At 42.2% G+C, this 18,386-nt stretch carries 23 protein-coding genes; 10 read left to right on the forward strand and 13 right to left on the reverse strand.

Annotated elements, in window-relative coordinates:
• Window positions 1-179: 179 nt before the first annotated feature.
• From NHE_RS03950 to NHE_RS03975, 6 genes are all read right to left on the reverse strand, one after another.
• The gene (locus NHE_RS03950; protein WP_038560201.1) at window positions 180-1,037 is read right to left on the reverse strand and encodes a hypothetical protein; all 858 of its coding nucleotides are present in this window, start codon (window positions 1,035-1,037) and stop codon (window positions 180-182) included.
• 113 nt (window positions 1,038-1,150) lie between these two features.
• Window positions 1,151-1,552, reverse strand: a complete 402-nt coding sequence (locus NHE_RS03955; protein WP_198014743.1) for a biopolymer transporter ExbD — start codon at window positions 1,550-1,552, stop codon at window positions 1,151-1,153.
• Complete coding sequence (locus NHE_RS03960) at window positions 1,542-2,060, reverse strand: MotA/TolQ/ExbB proton channel family protein (RefSeq protein ID WP_198014744.1); 519 nt, start codon at window positions 2,058-2,060, stop codon at window positions 1,542-1,544. The genes NHE_RS03955 and NHE_RS03960 overlap by 11 nt, the downstream gene beginning before the upstream one ends.
• A 243-nt stretch (window positions 2,061-2,303) precedes the next feature.
• Window positions 2,304-3,065 (reverse strand): MC/SLC25 family protein, encoded by a 762-nt coding sequence (locus NHE_RS03965; RefSeq protein WP_038560207.1) that lies wholly within the window; start codon window positions 3,063-3,065, stop codon window positions 2,304-2,306.
• A 21-nt stretch (window positions 3,066-3,086) separates the two neighbouring features.
• Entirely contained in the window at window positions 3,087-3,830 is a 744-nt protein-coding gene (locus tag NHE_RS03970) for a hypothetical protein (RefSeq protein WP_038560210.1), read from the reverse strand.
• A gap of 61 nt (window positions 3,831-3,891) precedes the next feature.
• Window positions 3,892-4,026: a ribosomal protein bL36 gene (locus NHE_RS03975; protein ID WP_038560783.1), complete on the reverse strand. Its 135-nt coding sequence runs from the start codon at window positions 4,024-4,026 to the stop codon at window positions 3,892-3,894.
• Between the two features lie 243 nt (window positions 4,027-4,269).
• Here NHE_RS03975 and dapA point away from each other — a divergent pair, with 243 nt between their 5' ends.
• The 7 genes from dapA (at window position 4,270) to NHE_RS04010 (ending at window position 9,727) form a co-directional block, all read left to right on the forward strand.
• Entirely contained in the window at window positions 4,270-5,190 is a 921-nt protein-coding gene (gene dapA, locus NHE_RS03980; protein ID WP_038560213.1) for a 4-hydroxy-tetrahydrodipicolinate synthase, read from the forward strand.
• A 159-nt stretch (window positions 5,191-5,349) separates the two neighbouring features.
• Window positions 5,350-5,871, forward strand: coding sequence for a cytochrome b (locus tag NHE_RS03985; protein ID WP_038560216.1), 522 nt, complete (start codon window positions 5,350-5,352; stop codon window positions 5,869-5,871).
• 76 nt (window positions 5,872-5,947) lie between these two features.
• A complete protein-coding gene (locus NHE_RS03990) occupies window positions 5,948-6,934 on the forward strand; it encodes an aminotransferase class IV (RefSeq protein WP_084473319.1) in 987 nt (328 codons plus the stop codon).
• Window positions 6,876-7,532, forward strand: coding sequence for an HAD family hydrolase (locus NHE_RS03995; protein ID WP_038560222.1), 657 nt, complete (start codon window positions 6,876-6,878; stop codon window positions 7,530-7,532). The genes NHE_RS03990 and NHE_RS03995 overlap by 59 nt, the downstream gene beginning before the upstream one ends.
• 84 nt (window positions 7,533-7,616) lie before the next feature.
• Window positions 7,617-8,387 (forward strand): uracil-DNA glycosylase, encoded by a 771-nt coding sequence (locus tag NHE_RS04000; protein ID WP_038560225.1) that lies wholly within the window; start codon window positions 7,617-7,619, stop codon window positions 8,385-8,387.
• Window positions 8,377-9,141 (forward strand): MlaA family lipoprotein, encoded by a 765-nt coding sequence (locus NHE_RS04005; RefSeq protein ID WP_038560228.1) that lies wholly within the window; start codon window positions 8,377-8,379, stop codon window positions 9,139-9,141. Before NHE_RS04000 ends, NHE_RS04005 begins: the two co-directional genes overlap by 11 nt.
• Before the next feature lie 46 nt (window positions 9,142-9,187).
• The gene (locus NHE_RS04010; protein ID WP_051579683.1) at window positions 9,188-9,727 is read left to right on the forward strand and encodes an ABC transporter substrate-binding protein; all 540 of its coding nucleotides are present in this window, start codon (window positions 9,188-9,190) and stop codon (window positions 9,725-9,727) included.
• A gap of 127 nt (window positions 9,728-9,854) precedes the next feature.
• On the opposite strand, the gene NHE_RS04015 is transcribed toward NHE_RS04010, so the two are convergent.
• Window positions 9,855-10,142 (reverse strand): DUF2610 domain-containing protein, encoded by a 288-nt coding sequence (locus NHE_RS04015; RefSeq protein WP_038560231.1) that lies wholly within the window; start codon window positions 10,140-10,142, stop codon window positions 9,855-9,857.
• A gap of 457 nt (window positions 10,143-10,599) precedes the next feature.
• Here NHE_RS04015 and NHE_RS04020 point away from each other — a divergent pair, with 457 nt between their 5' ends.
• The 3 genes from NHE_RS04020 to NHE_RS04030 all read left to right on the forward strand — a co-directional run bounded on the left by NHE_RS04020 (window position 10,600) and on the right by NHE_RS04030 (window position 13,602).
• Entirely contained in the window at window positions 10,600-12,078 is a 1,479-nt protein-coding gene (locus NHE_RS04020) for an HlyD family type I secretion periplasmic adaptor subunit (RefSeq protein ID WP_038560234.1), read from the forward strand.
• A 117-nt stretch (window positions 12,079-12,195) separates the two neighbouring features.
• Window positions 12,196-13,329, forward strand: coding sequence for an iron-containing alcohol dehydrogenase (locus NHE_RS04025; RefSeq protein WP_232214981.1), 1,134 nt, complete (start codon window positions 12,196-12,198; stop codon window positions 13,327-13,329).
• A gap of 9 nt (window positions 13,330-13,338) precedes the next feature.
• On the forward strand, window positions 13,339-13,602 hold the full coding sequence (locus NHE_RS04030) for an FAD assembly factor SdhE (protein ID WP_038560237.1): 264 nt from the start codon (window positions 13,339-13,341) through the stop codon (window positions 13,600-13,602).
• Between the two features lie 115 nt (window positions 13,603-13,717).
• On the opposite strand, the gene NHE_RS04035 is transcribed toward NHE_RS04030, so the two are convergent.
• The 6 genes from NHE_RS04035 to rpsB all read right to left on the reverse strand — a co-directional run bounded on the left by NHE_RS04035 (window position 13,718) and on the right by rpsB (window position 18,337).
• Window positions 13,718-14,335, reverse strand: a complete 618-nt coding sequence (locus NHE_RS04035; RefSeq protein ID WP_038560239.1) for a phosphatidate cytidylyltransferase — start codon at window positions 14,333-14,335, stop codon at window positions 13,718-13,720.
• 222 nt (window positions 14,336-14,557) lie between these two features.
• On the reverse strand, window positions 14,558-15,250 hold the full coding sequence (uppS, locus tag NHE_RS04040; RefSeq protein ID WP_038560242.1) for a polyprenyl diphosphate synthase: 693 nt from the start codon (window positions 15,248-15,250) through the stop codon (window positions 14,558-14,560).
• Window positions 15,247-15,804, reverse strand: coding sequence for a ribosome recycling factor (gene frr / locus NHE_RS04045; protein ID WP_038560245.1), 558 nt, complete (start codon window positions 15,802-15,804; stop codon window positions 15,247-15,249). Before frr ends, uppS begins: the two co-directional genes overlap by 4 nt.
• 33 nt (window positions 15,805-15,837) lie before the next feature.
• Complete coding sequence (gene pyrH, locus NHE_RS04050; RefSeq protein WP_038560248.1) at window positions 15,838-16,539, reverse strand: UMP kinase; 702 nt, start codon at window positions 16,537-16,539, stop codon at window positions 15,838-15,840.
• Between the two features lie 6 nt (window positions 16,540-16,545).
• Complete coding sequence (gene tsf, locus NHE_RS04055) at window positions 16,546-17,412, reverse strand: translation elongation factor Ts (RefSeq protein WP_038560251.1); 867 nt, start codon at window positions 17,410-17,412, stop codon at window positions 16,546-16,548.
• Complete coding sequence (gene rpsB, locus NHE_RS04060; protein ID WP_038560254.1) at window positions 17,405-18,337, reverse strand: 30S ribosomal protein S2; 933 nt, start codon at window positions 18,335-18,337, stop codon at window positions 17,405-17,407. Before rpsB ends, tsf begins: the two co-directional genes overlap by 8 nt.
• Between the last annotated feature and the right edge of the window lie 49 nt (window positions 18,338-18,386).

Here is an 18,386-nt window from a genome sequence, read left to right on the forward strand (position 1 = left end):
ATGTACGGCATAGAGCCCATGTTTTAGATGGGTCTGTGTCGTGTGCAGTGAGTCGCCTTGTATGCAGAGGGTGTTATACAACTCCGCTTGGCCCATTTCCCGGTAAAAGATCGTACACGCGTGATTTACTTTCTTGCTGGAAAAGACGTACCTAGAAGTAACTTGGCCGGTCTTACATATTATAGCATATCAGCGACATTGAACCGCAATTGCATATCTCTCCAAGCCTCAAATTGATCCTTTGGTAGATTTTCCATCGGTGTACATAGGTACACAGCTCTGAGTGCGCTATCTGCCAGTACTCTCATAAATGGATTCTCATTATATTTCTCATCATCTACTATTTCCGCAGAGATTAGCTCACCACCTTGCCCTAGACGCATATTAACGGTGACTATAACATTATCGACATCCATGGCAGCGATCGGTACACGCCAACAATTTATAAAACGACTCCTTATAGAACTCACTACATCAATTCCTATACCTTTCCTTGGATCATATTCCACCTTTCCCTTTCCTATAGCACCTGATTTTTCACCGTCATTTTGTACGCTGCCAGCCGTAGTTTTTTCGTCCAGGGATTGAAGCAAACCCGCTAATTCATCATCCTCCTTTAACTGCTGACTCGAAATAGGTTTACGTATTTTTATACTCTTTACTGGCTTACTTTTCGATCTTTTAATCGGTAAAGCTGGTCCATCTTGGCCCTCAACCTCCACGCGCGAATCATTATCTGGCACTACTAGATCGTTGGTCTTACTATCATCAGGAACCGTAACTGTAGCAAATTTTTTCTCCGCCTTTTTATCTACTCGATCGCTGATACCTGCTGAAGTATCCCTGAGCTTAAGGTTTGTCACATCAGTGATTTGTATGGAGTCAAGCACAATGAAAGTGCTAGTATCAGCGAGCTTCTGTAGGTTAATCTTCCCGGAAAAGGACAGGGGAACAAGAACAAGCAGATGAAGTAGCAGTGACAGAAAAAAGGAGAAGTCCAGATGAAAATTTCCTGATATATGAAGATCTCTGATCATAGAATCTGCATACTAGGTCCAAATGTTACAATGGAGAGAAGGATCAACACTACTGAAGCTACAAAATCCAAGACGTATCAGAACGAAGAAACATCTACTCACTCGACAACAAGTCATATCTTTCGATTTTCTGTGACCAGCGCTATATGTTTGAATCCAGACTCCTTGAGGTAGGCAAGTACTTTTACTATCCTCTCATAAGGAGCGCTCCTATCCCCCCGTATAAAGAGACGGATTCCTGAATCATCAGATTTCTGCAGTATTTTGCCTTTAAGATCTCTGAGATTGACCTGTGTATCGTTGATATAGATCGACCCGTTTTTAGTAATATTCAGAACGACCTCAATATTTTCCAAGTTATTCACAGACCCAGACTGCACAATTGGAACATTTATCTCAATACCAGGTACGAGCATTGGCGCCGTAATCATGAAAACAACTAACAGAACCAACATTACATCGACCATCGGTGTAACGTTGATTTCACTGATTACTTTACTACGTCTAATCTTCATTTTCAGCATCGAGAGTCGTTATAATTTCCCACATTAAGTTCTCGAGGTCCTGTGTAATCTGGGCTGTACGCGCTGATGTATAATTGTAAAAAATCAACGCCGGTATAGCTACAAAGAGGCCGACTGCAGTCGCCAAAAGAGCTTCCCCTATTGATGGGGCGACGACAGTGAGCGCGACGGAGTTGAGTGTCCCTATTGCTTGGAAACTACGCATTATTCCCCAGACTGTCCCAAACAGACCCACAAAGGGAGCAACACCAGCAGTGGTCGCAAGGAAATCTGAGCCCTTCTCAAAGCGTGATGAAATTTTTGCGATTTCCAGGCTCATGACGGTTTGCAATTTTCGTTCGAACCCTTGCTTCTCCCGTCCTATTAAAAGCTCAGCTCTAGCCATGAAAATCATCAATGCCTCACCAATTGGTGTCTGATCTCCTATCAAACTATCACGCAACGTAGACAGACCATTAGTAGTACACAGTATCCCTTGGAAGGTTGCAACCTTCTTCATACAGGACCTCAATAGAAACACCTTCTTAAAAATTATCCGCCAAGAAAAAATGGAGGCAAAAAGAAGTGACAACATCACGCATTTCACAACAAGATCAGAGTGCAGAATGAGGGATATCAATGAGAAGTCAGAATGCATTTCAATACCGGACTACTTTTCCACTGTGTTAAGACAACTCAAATATACCGCACTGGAATACAAACCACAAATATCCACACTACACAAGTACTGGAACTCAGTGCATCACATAATGAAAACGGCCTCAAACAAGAACATTGTAAGGACCGTCACGAGTGTAAACATTGCCACCTGAACTATTCTGATGGAGGTACCACGCAAAAGATAATTAATCCTTTCCTCACCGGAAAGAATTGCTGTCAGATGACCAAAAATTCCACGATTCGTCAGTGCACCACAGTCTCTTGTAGCTACCACATCGAGCGGTATCGAAAGAAATGCAGCCAAAACCCCAAAAGAGAATCCTGTAAATGTAGTGCAAAGGAGATTAAAGTGATAAGCAACTGAAATTTCATAGGAAGTTACTGAGGCGGACCAGAAAATCATATTCCGAAAAAGGATGGGAAGCATTACGCTTCCAAAAGTGGCTCTACTTTCCATCAATGAACCTTTATTACGGCTAATTTCACGCATCTCTGACGGCAGCGAACATAGAGTCTCACAACAGCCGCCAAAAACAGAACGAAAAAATACGGCAAAAAGCGTAGAATGTACAAAAAATTTCAGCAGATTATCAGCAATCACCTCAGAGATACCAAAAGACATGGAACTCAAAAAGTTCATTATCGCATAGGGAAGCGCACCTCTGAAAAAAGCCGCAACACCTTCAGTGCGGAATGTATCCGTAGCAATCTTGCTATATGATTCCCCTGTTTGTTGTTTAATTACCTTCAGGAACTGCAACGGGGACATAAGCACAGCAGCTACCGCAGCAAAAGAACCGAAAAATACTCCACTAAGGAGGACATCATAAAGTTGCCAGAACATACTATATACTAAATTCTGAACTCAAATACCAAGGTAACGTATGAAAAACATCGTAGACACAGTGACAGCTGTAAAAATGACAATCTGCAATACCCTAATCACACTTCCCAATAAGAATTTGTTTTTTGAATCCCTCATTATGCGAAGCACTCTATTGAGTAAAGTGAGTTCTTCCCTCGCAGCACAGCTTTGAGTAACTAGCACATCAAATGGAATCGAGACAATAGCGAAGATCAAGCCCATGCAAACGGATAACAAAATCGACACCCCGGATTCCAAGTGAAACCTTGTGGAGATCTCATACGCTGAAGTGGAACCTAACCATGCAACTGAGTTTCTCAAGAAAGACGGAAAAAGCACACTACTCACCTTACCATCACCGGAAGCAAGTTCCCTTTTATTTCTGACTATTTCCCGCACTTCTGGGTAGACAGTCATCAAGGTTTCAATTGCTCCACCAAGGAGAGCTCTGAAGAAAATACCAGTGAGAATACCGTAACCAAGTGGCAGTACACGCTCCGATACCATATCACTCAGGCCAAAGGAAAGATTGGAAAGGAAATTCATAACAACATAAGGTGCTGCACCCCCAAAGAAAATCCTTAAGCAATCATCCCTATACCAGGTTTCTCGGAATATTGAAGAATAAGATCTAGCAGTATCTTGTCTGACAACCTTCACGTACTGCACCGGCGACACGAAAAATGCAACGAAGGCTGCAAGAGCTGCGTAAACAAGAGGAGCCAAAAAAAAATCCAATAGCATGTTTCGGACTAAACGGAAATCCAAAAGAAGATTGGATGCCTATAAAATTACACCTGAAGGGCTATTTTGAGCCCTGCCTGACATTACAACGAGGATTTCTCCTGTTGTAGACGTAGACACGTTTTCCCCTCTTGGCGACATACGAATTACGAGCATCACGCTTTTTCGCTGACTTTAAGGACCCTATAACTTTCATAAGACTCGTACCTACTCTTGGATAAGACACCAAACTCATCCATTCTACATCAGAAAAAATCTCGAAACAACTTGAAGCAGAATCCGATAAAAGATAATTTGCCACAAACAATTCTTTAGATACTTTCATAGGTGCATAGTAGACCACAAAAGCCCTATGTCACTCGCTGAAAGGACTTGTTTTAAAAGATGAAAATTATTATCATTACCGGGTGCACGGGTTTTGGTTTTGATCAGTTCTATTATGGCGTCGGAGCGGACTTTTGAGGGTGTCTTTACCGCTGTAGTCACACCCTTTAAGCGAGAGCAAGTTGATTACGAAGGTTTCAGGATACTAGTTGAGTCGCAGATTGGTAACGGAATACATGGAATCGTGGTTGCTGGATCTACGGGTGAATCACAGTTACTCTCTCATTCGGAGTACCTCGCCCTGATAGACTGCGCTGTAGATGTAGTTAAGGAGAGAGTTCCTTTGATAGTCGGAGTGCCTCATTGTGCAACAAGTAAGGTCATCGAAGAGATAGTGTCGCTCAAAGAGCGTAGTGTATCAGCATTTTTGATTTCTACACCTTACTATGTTCTACCGCAACAGGAGGGGATTTTCGAGCACTATAGAGCGATCACTGAAAAAACTAAAGCGAACATCATCGTCTACAATATACCTCATAGGTGTGGTGTAAACATAGAAAATAGCACGATGTTGAGGATCATGGATTTGCCAGGTGTAGTCGCTATCAAGGATGCATCCGGCAACCTCGAATGCCCTACCATCTTGAAAGCGGCAAATGAGCGTGTGCCAATCTTGATGGGGAATGATACACAATATGCTGCACATAGGCTTCACGGAGGGGATGGCGTTATATCTGCCGTAAGCAATCTGATACCGAGTGAAATGCTCGCCTTGGAAAATGCAATCAGAAGTGGTCAGTATGAAAGGATGAAAGCCCTGCATAAAGCGATTTTTCCACTTGCCAAATCCATATTCTGTGAAACCAATCCTGGTCCACTAAAATACGCACTTAGCTGCGTGAATAAATGTATCACACATAATGTTAGACACCCTTTGGTCAACGCTTCTGATTCAACAAAGCGCACTATACAAAACGCCCTAGAAGAGTTTGAGAAGGAAAAAATAAGATTAAGTGAGCTTTGTCACAACTTTTAGTTTCCTCTCTAGTTAGTCGCGGTTTTTACAATCTGCTAGACAACAGACCAAGAACATCTAATGACGATTGGCGACACCTCTAAGAAGAATGGGACGTACTTGAAATATGCGCTATCCTCCACTATAATCTATCACCGATAGGAGATAACTAGATCTCAGATGTCCGCTCCGGAGAAATATAGCATAAGCATGAGAGTCATGCACTGGGTCCTAGGTTTTGCAATTATTGCGATGATAGTCGTCGGTTTTCTGATGACTCATTACATGGTTCCACCAGTGAAATTTGCTGTCTATAACCAGCACAAAGCTATAGGAATCACCATCGGTGTACTGATGATAGTAAGGATATTTGTCCGTCTATTTTCGAAACTACCTGGGGATCAATTTTCGAAGATAGAGTCGATTGCGATGCAAGCAGCACATGTATTACTGTACGTTACGACCATTGGAGCCGTAATATCTGGGTACGTGATGTCTTATAGCTCAGGAAGAGAGGTGTCGTGGTTCAACTGTTTCAGACTCCCAGCGCTGATACCGGTCGACCCCTACATCGCTGGTTCCGCACATAAGATGCACCAGGTTCTTGTATACTCACTGGGTTGCTTGATAGTGCTGCACATCTTTGCTGCTATAAAGCACCTCTGCATAGATAAAAAAAATATCTTTAAGAAAATGATTTGACGAATATTTTTCATATTCGTTATTCATATTCGTTATAGTTTAGCTAGTCCTGATGATCTCTTGAGAATCTTCATTGATGGTAACGTTGCGCCATGGTAGAATCTCGGGTGTTTTACCGGGTCGAGAAGACGTGAAGCAGATCGTTTATCTGAACAGTGAGTATGTGCCAGTCGAAGAAGCCAAAATAAGTGTCAACGATCGTGGCTTTACTTTCGGGGATAGTATATATGAGGTTACACCAGTGATTCATGGTGTCCCGATAGACTTTGATCTGCATATCGCTCGTCTACGTGATTCATGCGAGAAGATATCAATTGAGCTTCCCTGGATTTTCTACACTGATGAGTTAGGACAAATAGTGAATAGGCTTCTTTCTCTCAACGGAGCCAAGAAGGATTATAAGCTCTACATACAGATAAGCAGAGGTGTAGCCGAGAGAAATCACATTTTACATGAAAAAGTCCGGCCCACAGTTCTTGTGATGCTACAGCAATTCGTTAGGCCACCCAGGATACAGGAGGGAATGGCTGGTTTCCTTGTTGAAGACTGTCGCTGGGCGTACAGAGATATAAAATCCACGTCTATTCTCGCGAATGTTCTTGCTAAAAAAGCTGCATTCGACGCAGGAGCAAGTGAGGCAATACTGTATGATACCAAACCAGAAGGTAAGATAGTAACGGAAGGCTCAAGTTGTAATATTTTCATTGTGGATAAGCGTAATAGAGTCATCACACACCCCGTGAATAGCTCTATACTGAGTGGTGTGACTAGGCACAGAGTAATTCAGATCGCCATTGCTGAAAACCTACAGGTATGTGAACAAGTCTTCACAATCGAAGAATTGCTTGACGCAAATGAGGTCTTTGCAACAGCTTCAGGGATTTTTATACGCGGAATACATAAAGTAGGAAAATCTTTAATAAAGTATGGTGAAATAGGTGTCATAACTAGGATGCTGGAGAAATTGTTCAACGAATATGTAGATAAACAGCTCTGTACACCAAATGAAACGAGAACCAAAACTGAAGACACCACAACAAACACCAAAAGCTATATTATTTGATTGGGATAATACCGTTGTTGATACTCGAAGTGTGGTGTTGAACGCACTCAACAAGGCGTTAAAGCAACTAAATAAGCCGATAGTCGAAGATTATATAAACACAGCAGGTAGAGCGGAATTCTTCAAACAGTCATTTGGGGGAGACTGGGAGTATGCAAATGAAGTCTTTAACAATTATCTTAGACATGAAAGCATACAAAGTATACAGGATATTAGGATCTTTCCTGGTTTCGTTGAGTTATTGGACTATATCAATGAGAATGGGATATTCACTGGTATAGTGAGTAATAAATCTGGGGAACTCCTAAGAAAAGAAATAGAAGCCCTCGGTTTAACAAACAATTTCGACGTAGCCGTGGGTTCGGGAGATACGGATCAAGATAAACCTTCGGCAAAACCGCTTTTATATGCTCTTTCAGGCAGCGGTATTTCTCCTTCAGAGAATGACGTTACTTTCATTGGAGATAGTATAATCGATATGGAATGTGCAAAGAATGCTTCCGTAAGAGGAGTCATATACGGATCACCTGGGATCTGCAGCTATGATAATATACCTGTCATCTACCACTATGGACACGCAAAAAGTATCTTATTTTGAGTCGTACAACTACTTTACTACTTTATCTATTGACAAAGAACCTTCTTCGTAATCAAATGGCATTGGCCCATGTGGATTGTGTGCATGTCTCTAAATGAACTTTTCACATTGCTGAGGTTCTACAACAAGGTTGGAATAGAATTCCTGAGGAAACCTCCGAAAGGAGACTGTGCGCCTTTTTCTACAGAGAAGGAAGTCCAGTGGTTGGGCGAGGGACAAAGTAAAGGAGCACGTCCTGGTAACCAGATGAGCGCAGAGCTAGCAAAAAAACTAGAACAGGTATCGACACTTGGCGAGCTAAGGGAATTAGTACTTTCTTTCGATGGGTGCTCGCTCAAGGAAGGTGCAACGAATACCGTCTTCTGTGACGGTAACCCAGATTCAGGAATCATGTTAATCGGAGAAGCCCCAGGTGAACAAGAGGATAAACTCGGTATCCCCTTTCGTGGCAGGAGCGGAAACCTATTGGATAAAATGCTCCAGGCTATAGATCTAGACAGAAAAAAGGTCTACATCACAAACACGATTTTCTGGAGGCCTCCAGGCAATAGGCGCCCACTACCCGAAGAAATAGAAGCTTGTAGACCCTTTTTGGAGCATCACATACGCTTGGTATCACCTAAGCTTATAGTGTTACTTGGATCCACAGCAGCCTCATCTGTTCTGAACAGCCAAGACAGGGTATCTCAGATGCGTAATAGATTCCATCAGTACAAAAACGATTTTATAAAAGAAGCAATCACTACCATGGTTACTTTTCATCCATCGTACTTGCTTAGGCAGCCCGCCCAGAAGAGACTAGCCTGGGAAGATCTGAAACTGATCCGCAGCTATATAGAAGAACATGCAATCTAAGTTCTTTAAGTCCGGAAGTAGAGCGCTAATAATCTCATTATTGCTTTTTTATGTTTTCCCGTTTGCCTGCCTAGGTGAGACAAGTGAGTCCTTTGATTCCGTATTTGATCTCTCCGAATCTTCGGTTGTAAGGGCTGTAAAGGTGTACGACCCCCTGGAGGGATTTAACCGGAAGATGTTTAAAATAAATTGCTCTCTGATTGCCAAGTTGCAGCAATCTGCGAATAAGAAACTTTTCAAAGTCACCAGTCGAAGTAGACCCTTCGACAACAAAAGTACTGTGAAACCAGTAAAACAAGCTTTATTTAATATCATGGACAACCTTTCGGAACCCAGTATGGCCATTAATCATTTACTACAAGGGCATCCAGAGAATTCTGTTAGGGAACTATGGCGCTTTTTTATTAATTCGACGCTTGGTATATTCGGCACTTTTGACATAGCTGGGACTATCGGGCTAGAAAAAAGACCCAGCTCCTATAAACAAACTTTAGCGCTGTATGGTATTAAGAGCGGTCCATTCCTGATTGTTCCTTTGCTGGGTGCCACGTCGCTCAGGAACAGCTTCGCTGCGATTCTTGAAATACTTACAAATCCACTTAATTTGCTAGTGCCAAACAGATCCATAATCTTTATCATGTACAACTGCGACAAAATCGCACGTGGAATAAAGTACCGCTCTATAGTCTTCGAAAATAATATTGACCCTTATGCAAAACTACGCACTCTCTCGATCAATGCTACGAATTTTTAACTACAACTTCACGTTCCTAGTATACCTATTACTGACACTGTGTCCTGTGACTTCATTGTCGAATAATAATTATCGCTCACCACTTGAATTTATTAGCCTTCTCCATGAGGATGTCTATTCGCTCAATAAAGCTGACATTCCAAAATCCAAGAAACTCGAGAAAATGGGCGCACTGATGAAAGAGAATATTGATTTCCAGACAGTTGTGAAGTTCGTATTGGGAAACAAAATAAAATTACTTTCACCAGAAGAAGTACAATCATTCACCAAGTACTACGAGGATACCGTTTCGAAAAAATATGCAAAACTCCTGACTACTGAACTCAAATCCTACAAGGCTACCCGTCAAGAGGACCTGAGTAAGGAGAGGTATCTGGTTCACACGATTCTCGAAAAAGATGGAAGTAGCGCAGGTAGCACATTAAAAATAGCCTACCTCATTATAGGAAAAAATAGTGATTACAAGATCATTGATGCAATCATTTCCGGAGGTATAAGCATGGCAATGGCAGACCGTGAAGAGATCGCAACATTTTTGGAGAGAAACACACTACGGCAATTCAAAAAGAAATTCATGGAAGATTAGAGTCCTGCCATGTATATCCAGCATGGACAGAGCACCCGCGTTGCTCCGAAACAGGATATAGACAGCACGAAAAAATATGTACCAGCCTTACTAGCAGCTCTAGACCTGAGGTTCGAGATAAGCCACTTTACTCCTCAGATGCGTTTCCTTTCTCAGAGTTTTGGGTCTCTTGACACTCAGCGATTTTGAGTGCGTACACGCATAGATCCTCGAATGAAACATTATTTTCCTCAGCAAGCTCTCTGAGCTTCGAGAGACTATCCATCACCGTCTGCGGAACCGTTCCACCCCTCTCTTTGGAGAGCCAGTTTGCTTGATTATAAATCGGATGAGTATCCCTTTTCGGAGAACCAATGTATATTGTAAACGGAGATGTCTGGTTGCCGAATTGACAAGGTACTGTAAATTTTTTCATATCACGCAAAGCTTAGACCGCTTAATTGTATCACCAAATACTAAAGAAATCCCTATGAAAACGAAGTCGACATTAATTTGGAAAAACATATTCTGCTCTATAGACCGCAAACGTCCTTATAAAGCAATATGCCCCATATTCCCGAGCAACAAATAAATGCTACTCCGAACATTATAAGATGTGATTCGCTTCTGGAACTTCCTCTACAAACTAAGACATATCTCTTTTATCTTCCCAGAGAGACTTCAGTAACGAAATGTCACTCAAACAATCAAATCACTCGTGTATATATACAATTTATTCACATCCACTACCGATGCAAGACTAACGCTAACTACATCACAAGACAGAAGTAAGTATACGTTAAGGCAATTTAAGTGGATTGATCTATTCATAAGCACCGTTGTATCGTAGGATTACCACGTCTATATCGGAATTCCTGTGCAACAGATTGCATATGATTAGTAGGGTAGTTGGTTTTATAAAATCCAGAATCTCAGTGCTCCTGGACGGCAACACAAAGAACCTACCTGATCTACACAGTATTAGAATCGTAGATAAGTGTGTCTCCTTTTTCCAGAGTGATAATAATGACGATCTAAGAGCCTTGACAAAAAATGCAAGAATCGTTGGTGTAATTGTAATCGTGGTTTTCTTCGGAATTTTCGGAGTATGGGCCGCGTTTGCTCCTATTGATGGCGCAAGCATCGCAACAGGTGAGGTAGTCATCAGCTCGGATAGGAGAGTGGTTCAGCACTTCGATGGTGGAATCATAAAGGAAATACTTGTACATGAAGGAGATCACGTAGAGGAAGGACAGATACTTATCACCCTGAATAACGTTAACAACAAGGCTCAGTTAGCGATACTCGAAGAAAACCAAGCCTCTCTTTTAGCAAGTGAACAGAGGCTTCTGGCGCACAAAGAGAAAAAAGATGAAATGATGCTCCCAGATGTGTCACAGTTGGAGCACGTGGATAATGATAAAAAAAATATTGCTATAAAGAATCAGTTATCACTCTTTGAATCGCATAGAGAGTCCTTCAGCAATCAGATTAGGATCATCGATAAAAAAATTGAACAGATTAGAAACGAGGTTCTAGCTTTAGAAGCCCAACTTCAATCTACGTATGAGAACCTTACGCTGCTCCAAGAGGAGCTAACTGCAAAAAAAGCCCTATACGCTACCCGCGTCATAGATAAAACAAAGATCACAAACCTGGAGCGTGAAAAGGCTTCCTTAGATGGAAAAATTAATGAATACAAAGCACTCATAGCCAGGGGTGAACAACGTATCTCAGAAGCCGAGCTCGAGAGGATACAAATGAACAATAGATTAAACAATGAACTCGCTACTGAACTCAAAGAGGTATCACATTTGTTGCATGAAAACAGTCAAAAATTAGCTTCCGCCTATGATGCGGTCCTTAGAACTACTATAAGGGCACCACAATCTGGGACCGTTACGGGATTGAAATCGTTGAGTATAGGTGGCGTCATCGCACCAGGCACGCTGCTCATGGAGATAATTCCCGAGAACGAGGATATGTTTATAGAAGTAAAAGTTATGCCTAATAACATAGAAGCAATAGCATCAGCTAAGTTCATAGAAAAGCATGTAGTTAACATAGATGGTTTAAGCGGTATCAAAACAAAGGTAAGACTCACTGCATTCAACTCTAAGAAAGTGGGAATGCTAGATGGTGTCATGACATATGTCTCTGCAAACACAATAGTAGAACCCAGGACAGGCATGCATTATTATCTAGCTCATGTGAGAATCCCAAAATCAGAGCTGGCACGAATAAAGACCAGAACCAAACTTTATCCGGGAATGCCAGCAATTGTTTTCATTACTAGCGAATCTAGAACCCTCCTTTCATACTTATTCACTCCTATCACTGCAACTTTCGAGACAGCTTTCAGGGAGCGCTAGAAAATAAATTACTCTGAAGACAGGTTTCATCAAACACACTTTCCCACTGCTGAGCAGAACCCACTGAAATTCATAGCGTCACAATAATAAAAAGTGTTACTATTTGTTTCTAGCACAATGCTATTGGAAATCTTGAATTATAGAATCACCGGTATAAGACAGATCATATTTGAGAATGATCTCTTGATAAATTTGCAGGACCTAATCTCGCACAGAAGCAGCCTGTTGATTTGTGATGAAAATACACAATACTTCATTCCGCTAACACTAAGAATGGAGAGAAATCTTAAACGAATCGTCCTACCTAGGGACGTCCAACCAACTGAACTAGAAATAAGAAGACTAGTAAAACACACCCAAGATCGAGAATTAATAATTGCATTAGGCGCTGGGACAATCACAGATATCTGTAAATGTCTAGCAAAGATTACAAACAGAGAATTTATTATTTTCCCTACAGCCCCTTCAGTGAATGCCTATACTTCTCCTACCGCATCCATCATGCCCATCGGTAGTAATAAGAAGTACTCCATTAAGGCAAAAATGCCTATAGGCATATATATAGATCGTGGGATTTTAAAAAAAGCTCCAACTAGAATGATAGTGAGCGGCTTATGCGATCTAGTATGTTCGAGCACTATTAAGGTCGATTGCCTCATCGCGTCAATAGCACTGAAGCAGGAATACGCTACAATAATCTTTGAAGAGCTTAAGCACTACGAGAAAATATTACTGAAATATAGTAAGCTTCTAGTGAAGGGCGATATCATGTTAATCGAACTGCTAATGCAAGCACTGATTCTCTCTGGCCTGGGGATGTGGCTCCACGGAGATAGTAGAACCGCTAGTCAATCCGAGCACGTTGTTGCACACATCCTGGAAAGGAAATATAGTAGACACTTTTTACATGGGGAAATGGTTGCAGTGGGAATAATACTTGTCTCTATGATACAGGAGAAGCTGTTCAGAAAAGAAGGAAAAATAACATTCATGACCAAAGCGTTCGAGCTGTACAAAAAACAAAAGAGTTCATCTTCTCTGACACCAGAGACATTTACCAAAGTTCTAGAAGATCTCTCTTCTATTACTCCCTTGCTCAGATTTCTGACAAGTGGACACGATCAATTGAGAAAGCATATCATTGATCTAAACGAGACCTTGCCAAAGATGTGTGGATCATTTGAGGAGATGCTACTTTTCAAGGAGAACTTCACATGTTTGGACCTCGCCTATTTGAAAGGATGCGCATAAAGAACTAGGATGAAAGCTGATCTAAAGAGAAAGAGGATTCTTTACAGGAGTACACACCGCGGCTGCAAAGAGACTGACATATTACTCGGAGGGTTTGCAGAGAAAAATTTCGGTAATTTAACTGATCATGAAGTTGAACAATTCGAAAGAATTCTGGAGCTCACGGATTCATTTATTTTCGATTGTTATCAAGGTAGAGTGAATCCACCTGAGGATCTCGAGTTGCTTACAAGGATGGTAAATGAGAGAAATGGGAGTTTCCAGGAAACTTAAACGATCTCGACCCCAAGTCCGAGACCAGAGATAGAGAGGACAGCTCCTAAAGCTAGGAATAGAATAACAGAAGTTTGAAAATTCGAAGAAAGGCGCCCAGATAGGGCTGTCCACATTATAGAAGGTACAGTAAGAAAGGTGCCGAGAAAATAAATCCATCAACACGGTCGAGGACACCTCCGTGCCCCGGTATAAGCGAACCACTATCTTTAGCAGAGCACTTACGCTTTATAAATGATTCAAATAAATCGCCGGCAGTAGCGAAGATAGCTACAGGAACTGTCAATAAAACGAAATTCATACTCAAACCCGATACAATCGCGAAAGTAGACCCACCAATCAAAGCAGACAAAAGACCCCCAAAGAAACCACCTAAGGTTTTATTCGGACTTATACTTTCGAGCAATTTCGGACCGCCTATGACGCGTCCAATACAGTAAGCACCTATATCATTACTCACAACACAGATAAGGAGCCAAATGAAAATCTCCGGATCTTCAGCGTAGATACTTATCAGAGCAGAATTCGGAAGAATCACCACGAGCAACCCAAGAAGTCCAAGTATTTTACCCCTGTCGACGGTCATATCGATCCACTCCCGATACGAAAGTACTGCTAAAAGCAACACTCCTGAGCACACAACATACTCACCACCATAGATCGCCAAGGCACACAGAAACAATAAGACTATGGAGGAGATAGCCCTAACCTTCAAGTCATGATACTGCTTCATAAATCTCCCATCCTAACAGCCAGAATGCTCCCACAGCTTAACACAAAAAATACTGGGAGCACAGACCTTGTTGAAACGACAGTACATTCCAACAGACTACCGCTAAACCCAGAACGTAACATCAAAATCAGGAGCAATTTCTTCCACGAAGAAGACAAGCAGAAACTCCAATCGCGCTATCATAGCGTAGCTTTTAAATCATAGGAAGTAAAATCTAAAAATCTACTTCCCGTACTTACGATCCCTACGCCGATAATCGTCCAGTGCCAGAATAAAGTCCTCCTTTTCAAAGTCTGGCCATAGGGTGTCACAGAAATAAAACTCCGAATAAGAACTCTGCCATAACAAAAAATTACTCAATCTTTTTTCACCGGCAGTTCTGATGATCAAATCCGGATCTGGAAGGTCTTTAGTATATAAATAGGCAGAGAACTTCTTTGCATCAATCTCAGCAACCGGCACCCCCTCCGATACCATCATGGAAACCGCACGAAGAATTTCGGCTCTACCACCATAGTTCATTGCAAGATAGACCTGGATACCTTCATTTTGAGCTGTCTCAGCTTCAAGGAGCGCAATCACCTGCCTGACGTTCTGATTCAGAGCTTCCCTATCACCGATTACCTTTATTTTCGCCCCGGCACGGCAGACCTCCTCTAACCGAGAGGTGCAGGTCTCCTGAAAGAGATTAAAAACCAAATTGACATCCTCTGAGCTTCTACTCCAGTTTTCAGTCGAGAAAAGGAAGAGCGTCAAGTAAGAGATACCCAACTCGCACGCAGCTTTTACCACAGATACCGCTGCATCTACACCCTTCCTATAACCATCAAAATTCTGTAAACCCCTAGATCTAGCCCACCTAGCATTCCCATCCATAATTATTCCCACATGAAGAGGAATCCCATCACTGATCATACTTTAAGAATATCTGCCTCCTTCTTACTGACAACACCGTCGATTCTTGTATCTTCCTCGGAAATGAGCTTGTCAATCTTTTTGACACACACATGCATCTCATCCTCCGAAATTTCCTTATTTTTCTCTAAGGCCTTCACCTTTGCAATAGAATCACGCCTAATATTACGGACAGCTACCTTAGCCCTATCCCCATATTTCCTGAGGACCTTTACTAATTCTTTGCGACGCTCTTCTGTCAGGTCAGGAACTGGCAAACGTAAAACTGTACCTTCAACTATTGGGTTCATCCCGAGATCGGAAGATATGATTGCATCTTTTACCGCACCTACATTTCCTTTATCCCAGACCTGCACGGAAAGCATTTTGTTATTAACTACGGAAAGACTAGCAACCTGGTTCAGGCGCAATTTACCCATCGCAGTAGATACGACAATACCATCCAGTATGCTCACACTGAGAGAACCGGACCTTATACCACTCAAATCAGAGGAGAACACTGCATAAGAGGCTTTTAATTTCAGATCGATTTCCTTGAATATATCTTCTAACATACAGCAAACCAAATTAGTATAAACGAGTTCCAACTATTCACCCTCTATGATACTGTAATTCCTCCTGCCATTAACTACTTCGTAAAAAGCTTCTTCGCTGTCCAGGGCGAAGATTATTATAGGCATACTGTTTTCCCTAGCAACTGAGACTGCCGAAGAATCCAACACCCTGAGCTTTCTTGAAAGGACGTCCGTATAAGAAAGTCTACTTATTCTTTCCGCGTTGGAATTTTTCTTCGGATCATCTGAATACACACCATCGACCAGCGTACCTTTAAGCATCACATCACAATTCATCTCGACTGCACGCAGCACCGCTGCCGTATCGGTAGTGAAAAACGGATTCCCGGTACCCGCTGCAAATATAACGACTCTATTTTTCTCCATATGGCTAATTGCCTTCTGTCTGGTGTATGGCTCACATATAGAACGCATAGGTATCGCAGACTGTACCCTAGAAACTATCCCAAGGTTACTGATGGCACCCTGGAGAGCGAGTGCATTTATGACGGTGGCAAGCATGCCCATGTAATCACTGGTAGCTCTCTCTATATTTGGAATACCACTACTACCCCTATAAATATTTCCGCCTCCAACAACCAGACAAACCTGTATACCCGTATCATGGACCCTTTTCACACCCTCTGCGAGCATACCAATGATCGCAGCATCATGGACTGATGAGCCATCTCCGGCCAACCTCTCCCCAGAAATTTTCAAAAGGACCCTATGCATACCACTCTAGTCAGCATCTCCGAGGGTAAATACTCTATACCAAAGAACCTTTATTACTCCTGAGAGCTCAGCAGCCACATTATCAAGGTACTGTTTCACGGATATTTCTGGATCAGCGAAAAGGGGCTGCTCAAGGAGCACAATACGCTTATAAAATTTGTTCAGCTTACCCTGGACAATTTTTTCGGCGACAGAGTCAGGCTTACCTTGTGTCTCTTCCCTATACTTTTCTTTTTCCCCGCTCAACAGTTCAGGATCGATATCTTGGATGCTGATTGCCTGTGGACATTCAGACATTATCTGAATAGCAATATTCTTGGCCACATCCTGCAAAGCAGCAGCGTTTGACTCCAATGCAACCACCACACCTATTTTTCCTAAATTCTCGGTATATTTGTTATGGATGTATACTCCAACTAGGCCGCTCCCAGAGAGTTCGAAAGCCGTACACTTAGAGAGTACTATGTTCTCCCTGAAAATGGAGATCTGCTCCATTATTGCATCCCTGACTGTTTGTCCCCCAGATAACGTGACAGCAAGACACTCCTCAACTGTTTTAGCTTTATTCTCACATACGGCTTGGAGGACTAAATCTGCAAATTGCTGGAATTTGTCATTGCGCGCGACGAAATCCGTCTCACAGTTCAGCTCTATCATCACGCCGAAATTCCCAGAAGAGAGAGCCCCAACAACGCCATCGGATGCTTCTCTATTAGATTTCTTCACTGATACAGCATGACCGAATTCCTTCAGAATCTCTCTAGCCTTATCATAATCCCCACCTGATTCGGCAAGAGCCTTCTTACAATGAACTAAGCCTGCAGAAGTTTCTTTAGAAAGACGCTTCAGATCCACCAAACTTACGTTACTCACTTGAATTCACCTCATTTTTCACATCACTCTTTTCGGAGGGAGCACCTGGCTCACCACCAGACTCCCCGGAAGAAGTACCACCACCTTTATGTTTTGGCGGAACTGACTTCTCAGCATGCGTACGGACAGAAGCACCCCTCCTAGGTCTATCCGCAGCACCTGTCTTACTGCTCTTACCATCGGCTTCATCAACCGAATCCTTCTTATCTTTCTTTTGTTTTCTTTGCAGTTCCCTTTCTATACCCACTAGGACTGCATCCGCGACCAGTTTACAGTAATACCCTATACATTTCAGGGAATCATCATTTCCAGGTATTGGGTAAGTTATCTTACTGGGATCACAATTCGTATCGACTATAGCGACGACAGGGATATTGAGCTTATTGGCTTCCTCAACTGCTATATATTCCTTTTTTGGATCAATCACGAAAACAATACTCGGAAGACCACCCATTCTACGGACTCCACCCAAGTATTTATCTATTCTCTCTCTCTTTCTATTGATGCTCAAGCGCTCTTTTTTGCTAAGCACCTCCCCTTCTTGTTCCAGGAGTTTCTCATAGTGGGCAAGCTTTTTTATAGACTTCGAAACGGTATTCCAATTAGTAAACATGCCACTAGGCCATCTAAGATTGACATAGTGCTGACCACACCTTGAAGCCTCCTCCTTTATTATATCGCAAGCCTGCATTTTAGTACCGACGAACAGCACTCTACCTGAATTCGCAACGACTTCATTTATCTCCTTCAGTGCAGCCTTCATCATCGGGACTGTTTTTTGAAGATCTATTATATGAGTTTTAGTGTTGCTCGCCCCGTATATGTAGGAAACCATCTTCGGATTCCAAAAGCGGGTCTTGTGCCCAAGGTGCGCCCCGACCTCGAAGAGGTCCTTTATCGTTACTTTTTCGAATATAGATTGCATTATACTCTGTCTTTTAAAAGCGAATAAATTTAACTAGCTTGTCCTAGGC

This window comes from Neorickettsia helminthoeca str. Oregon (genome assembly GCF_000632985.1).
In the GTDB taxonomy this organism is placed as follows: Bacteria; Pseudomonadota; Alphaproteobacteria; order Rickettsiales; family Anaplasmataceae; genus Neorickettsia; species Neorickettsia helminthoeca.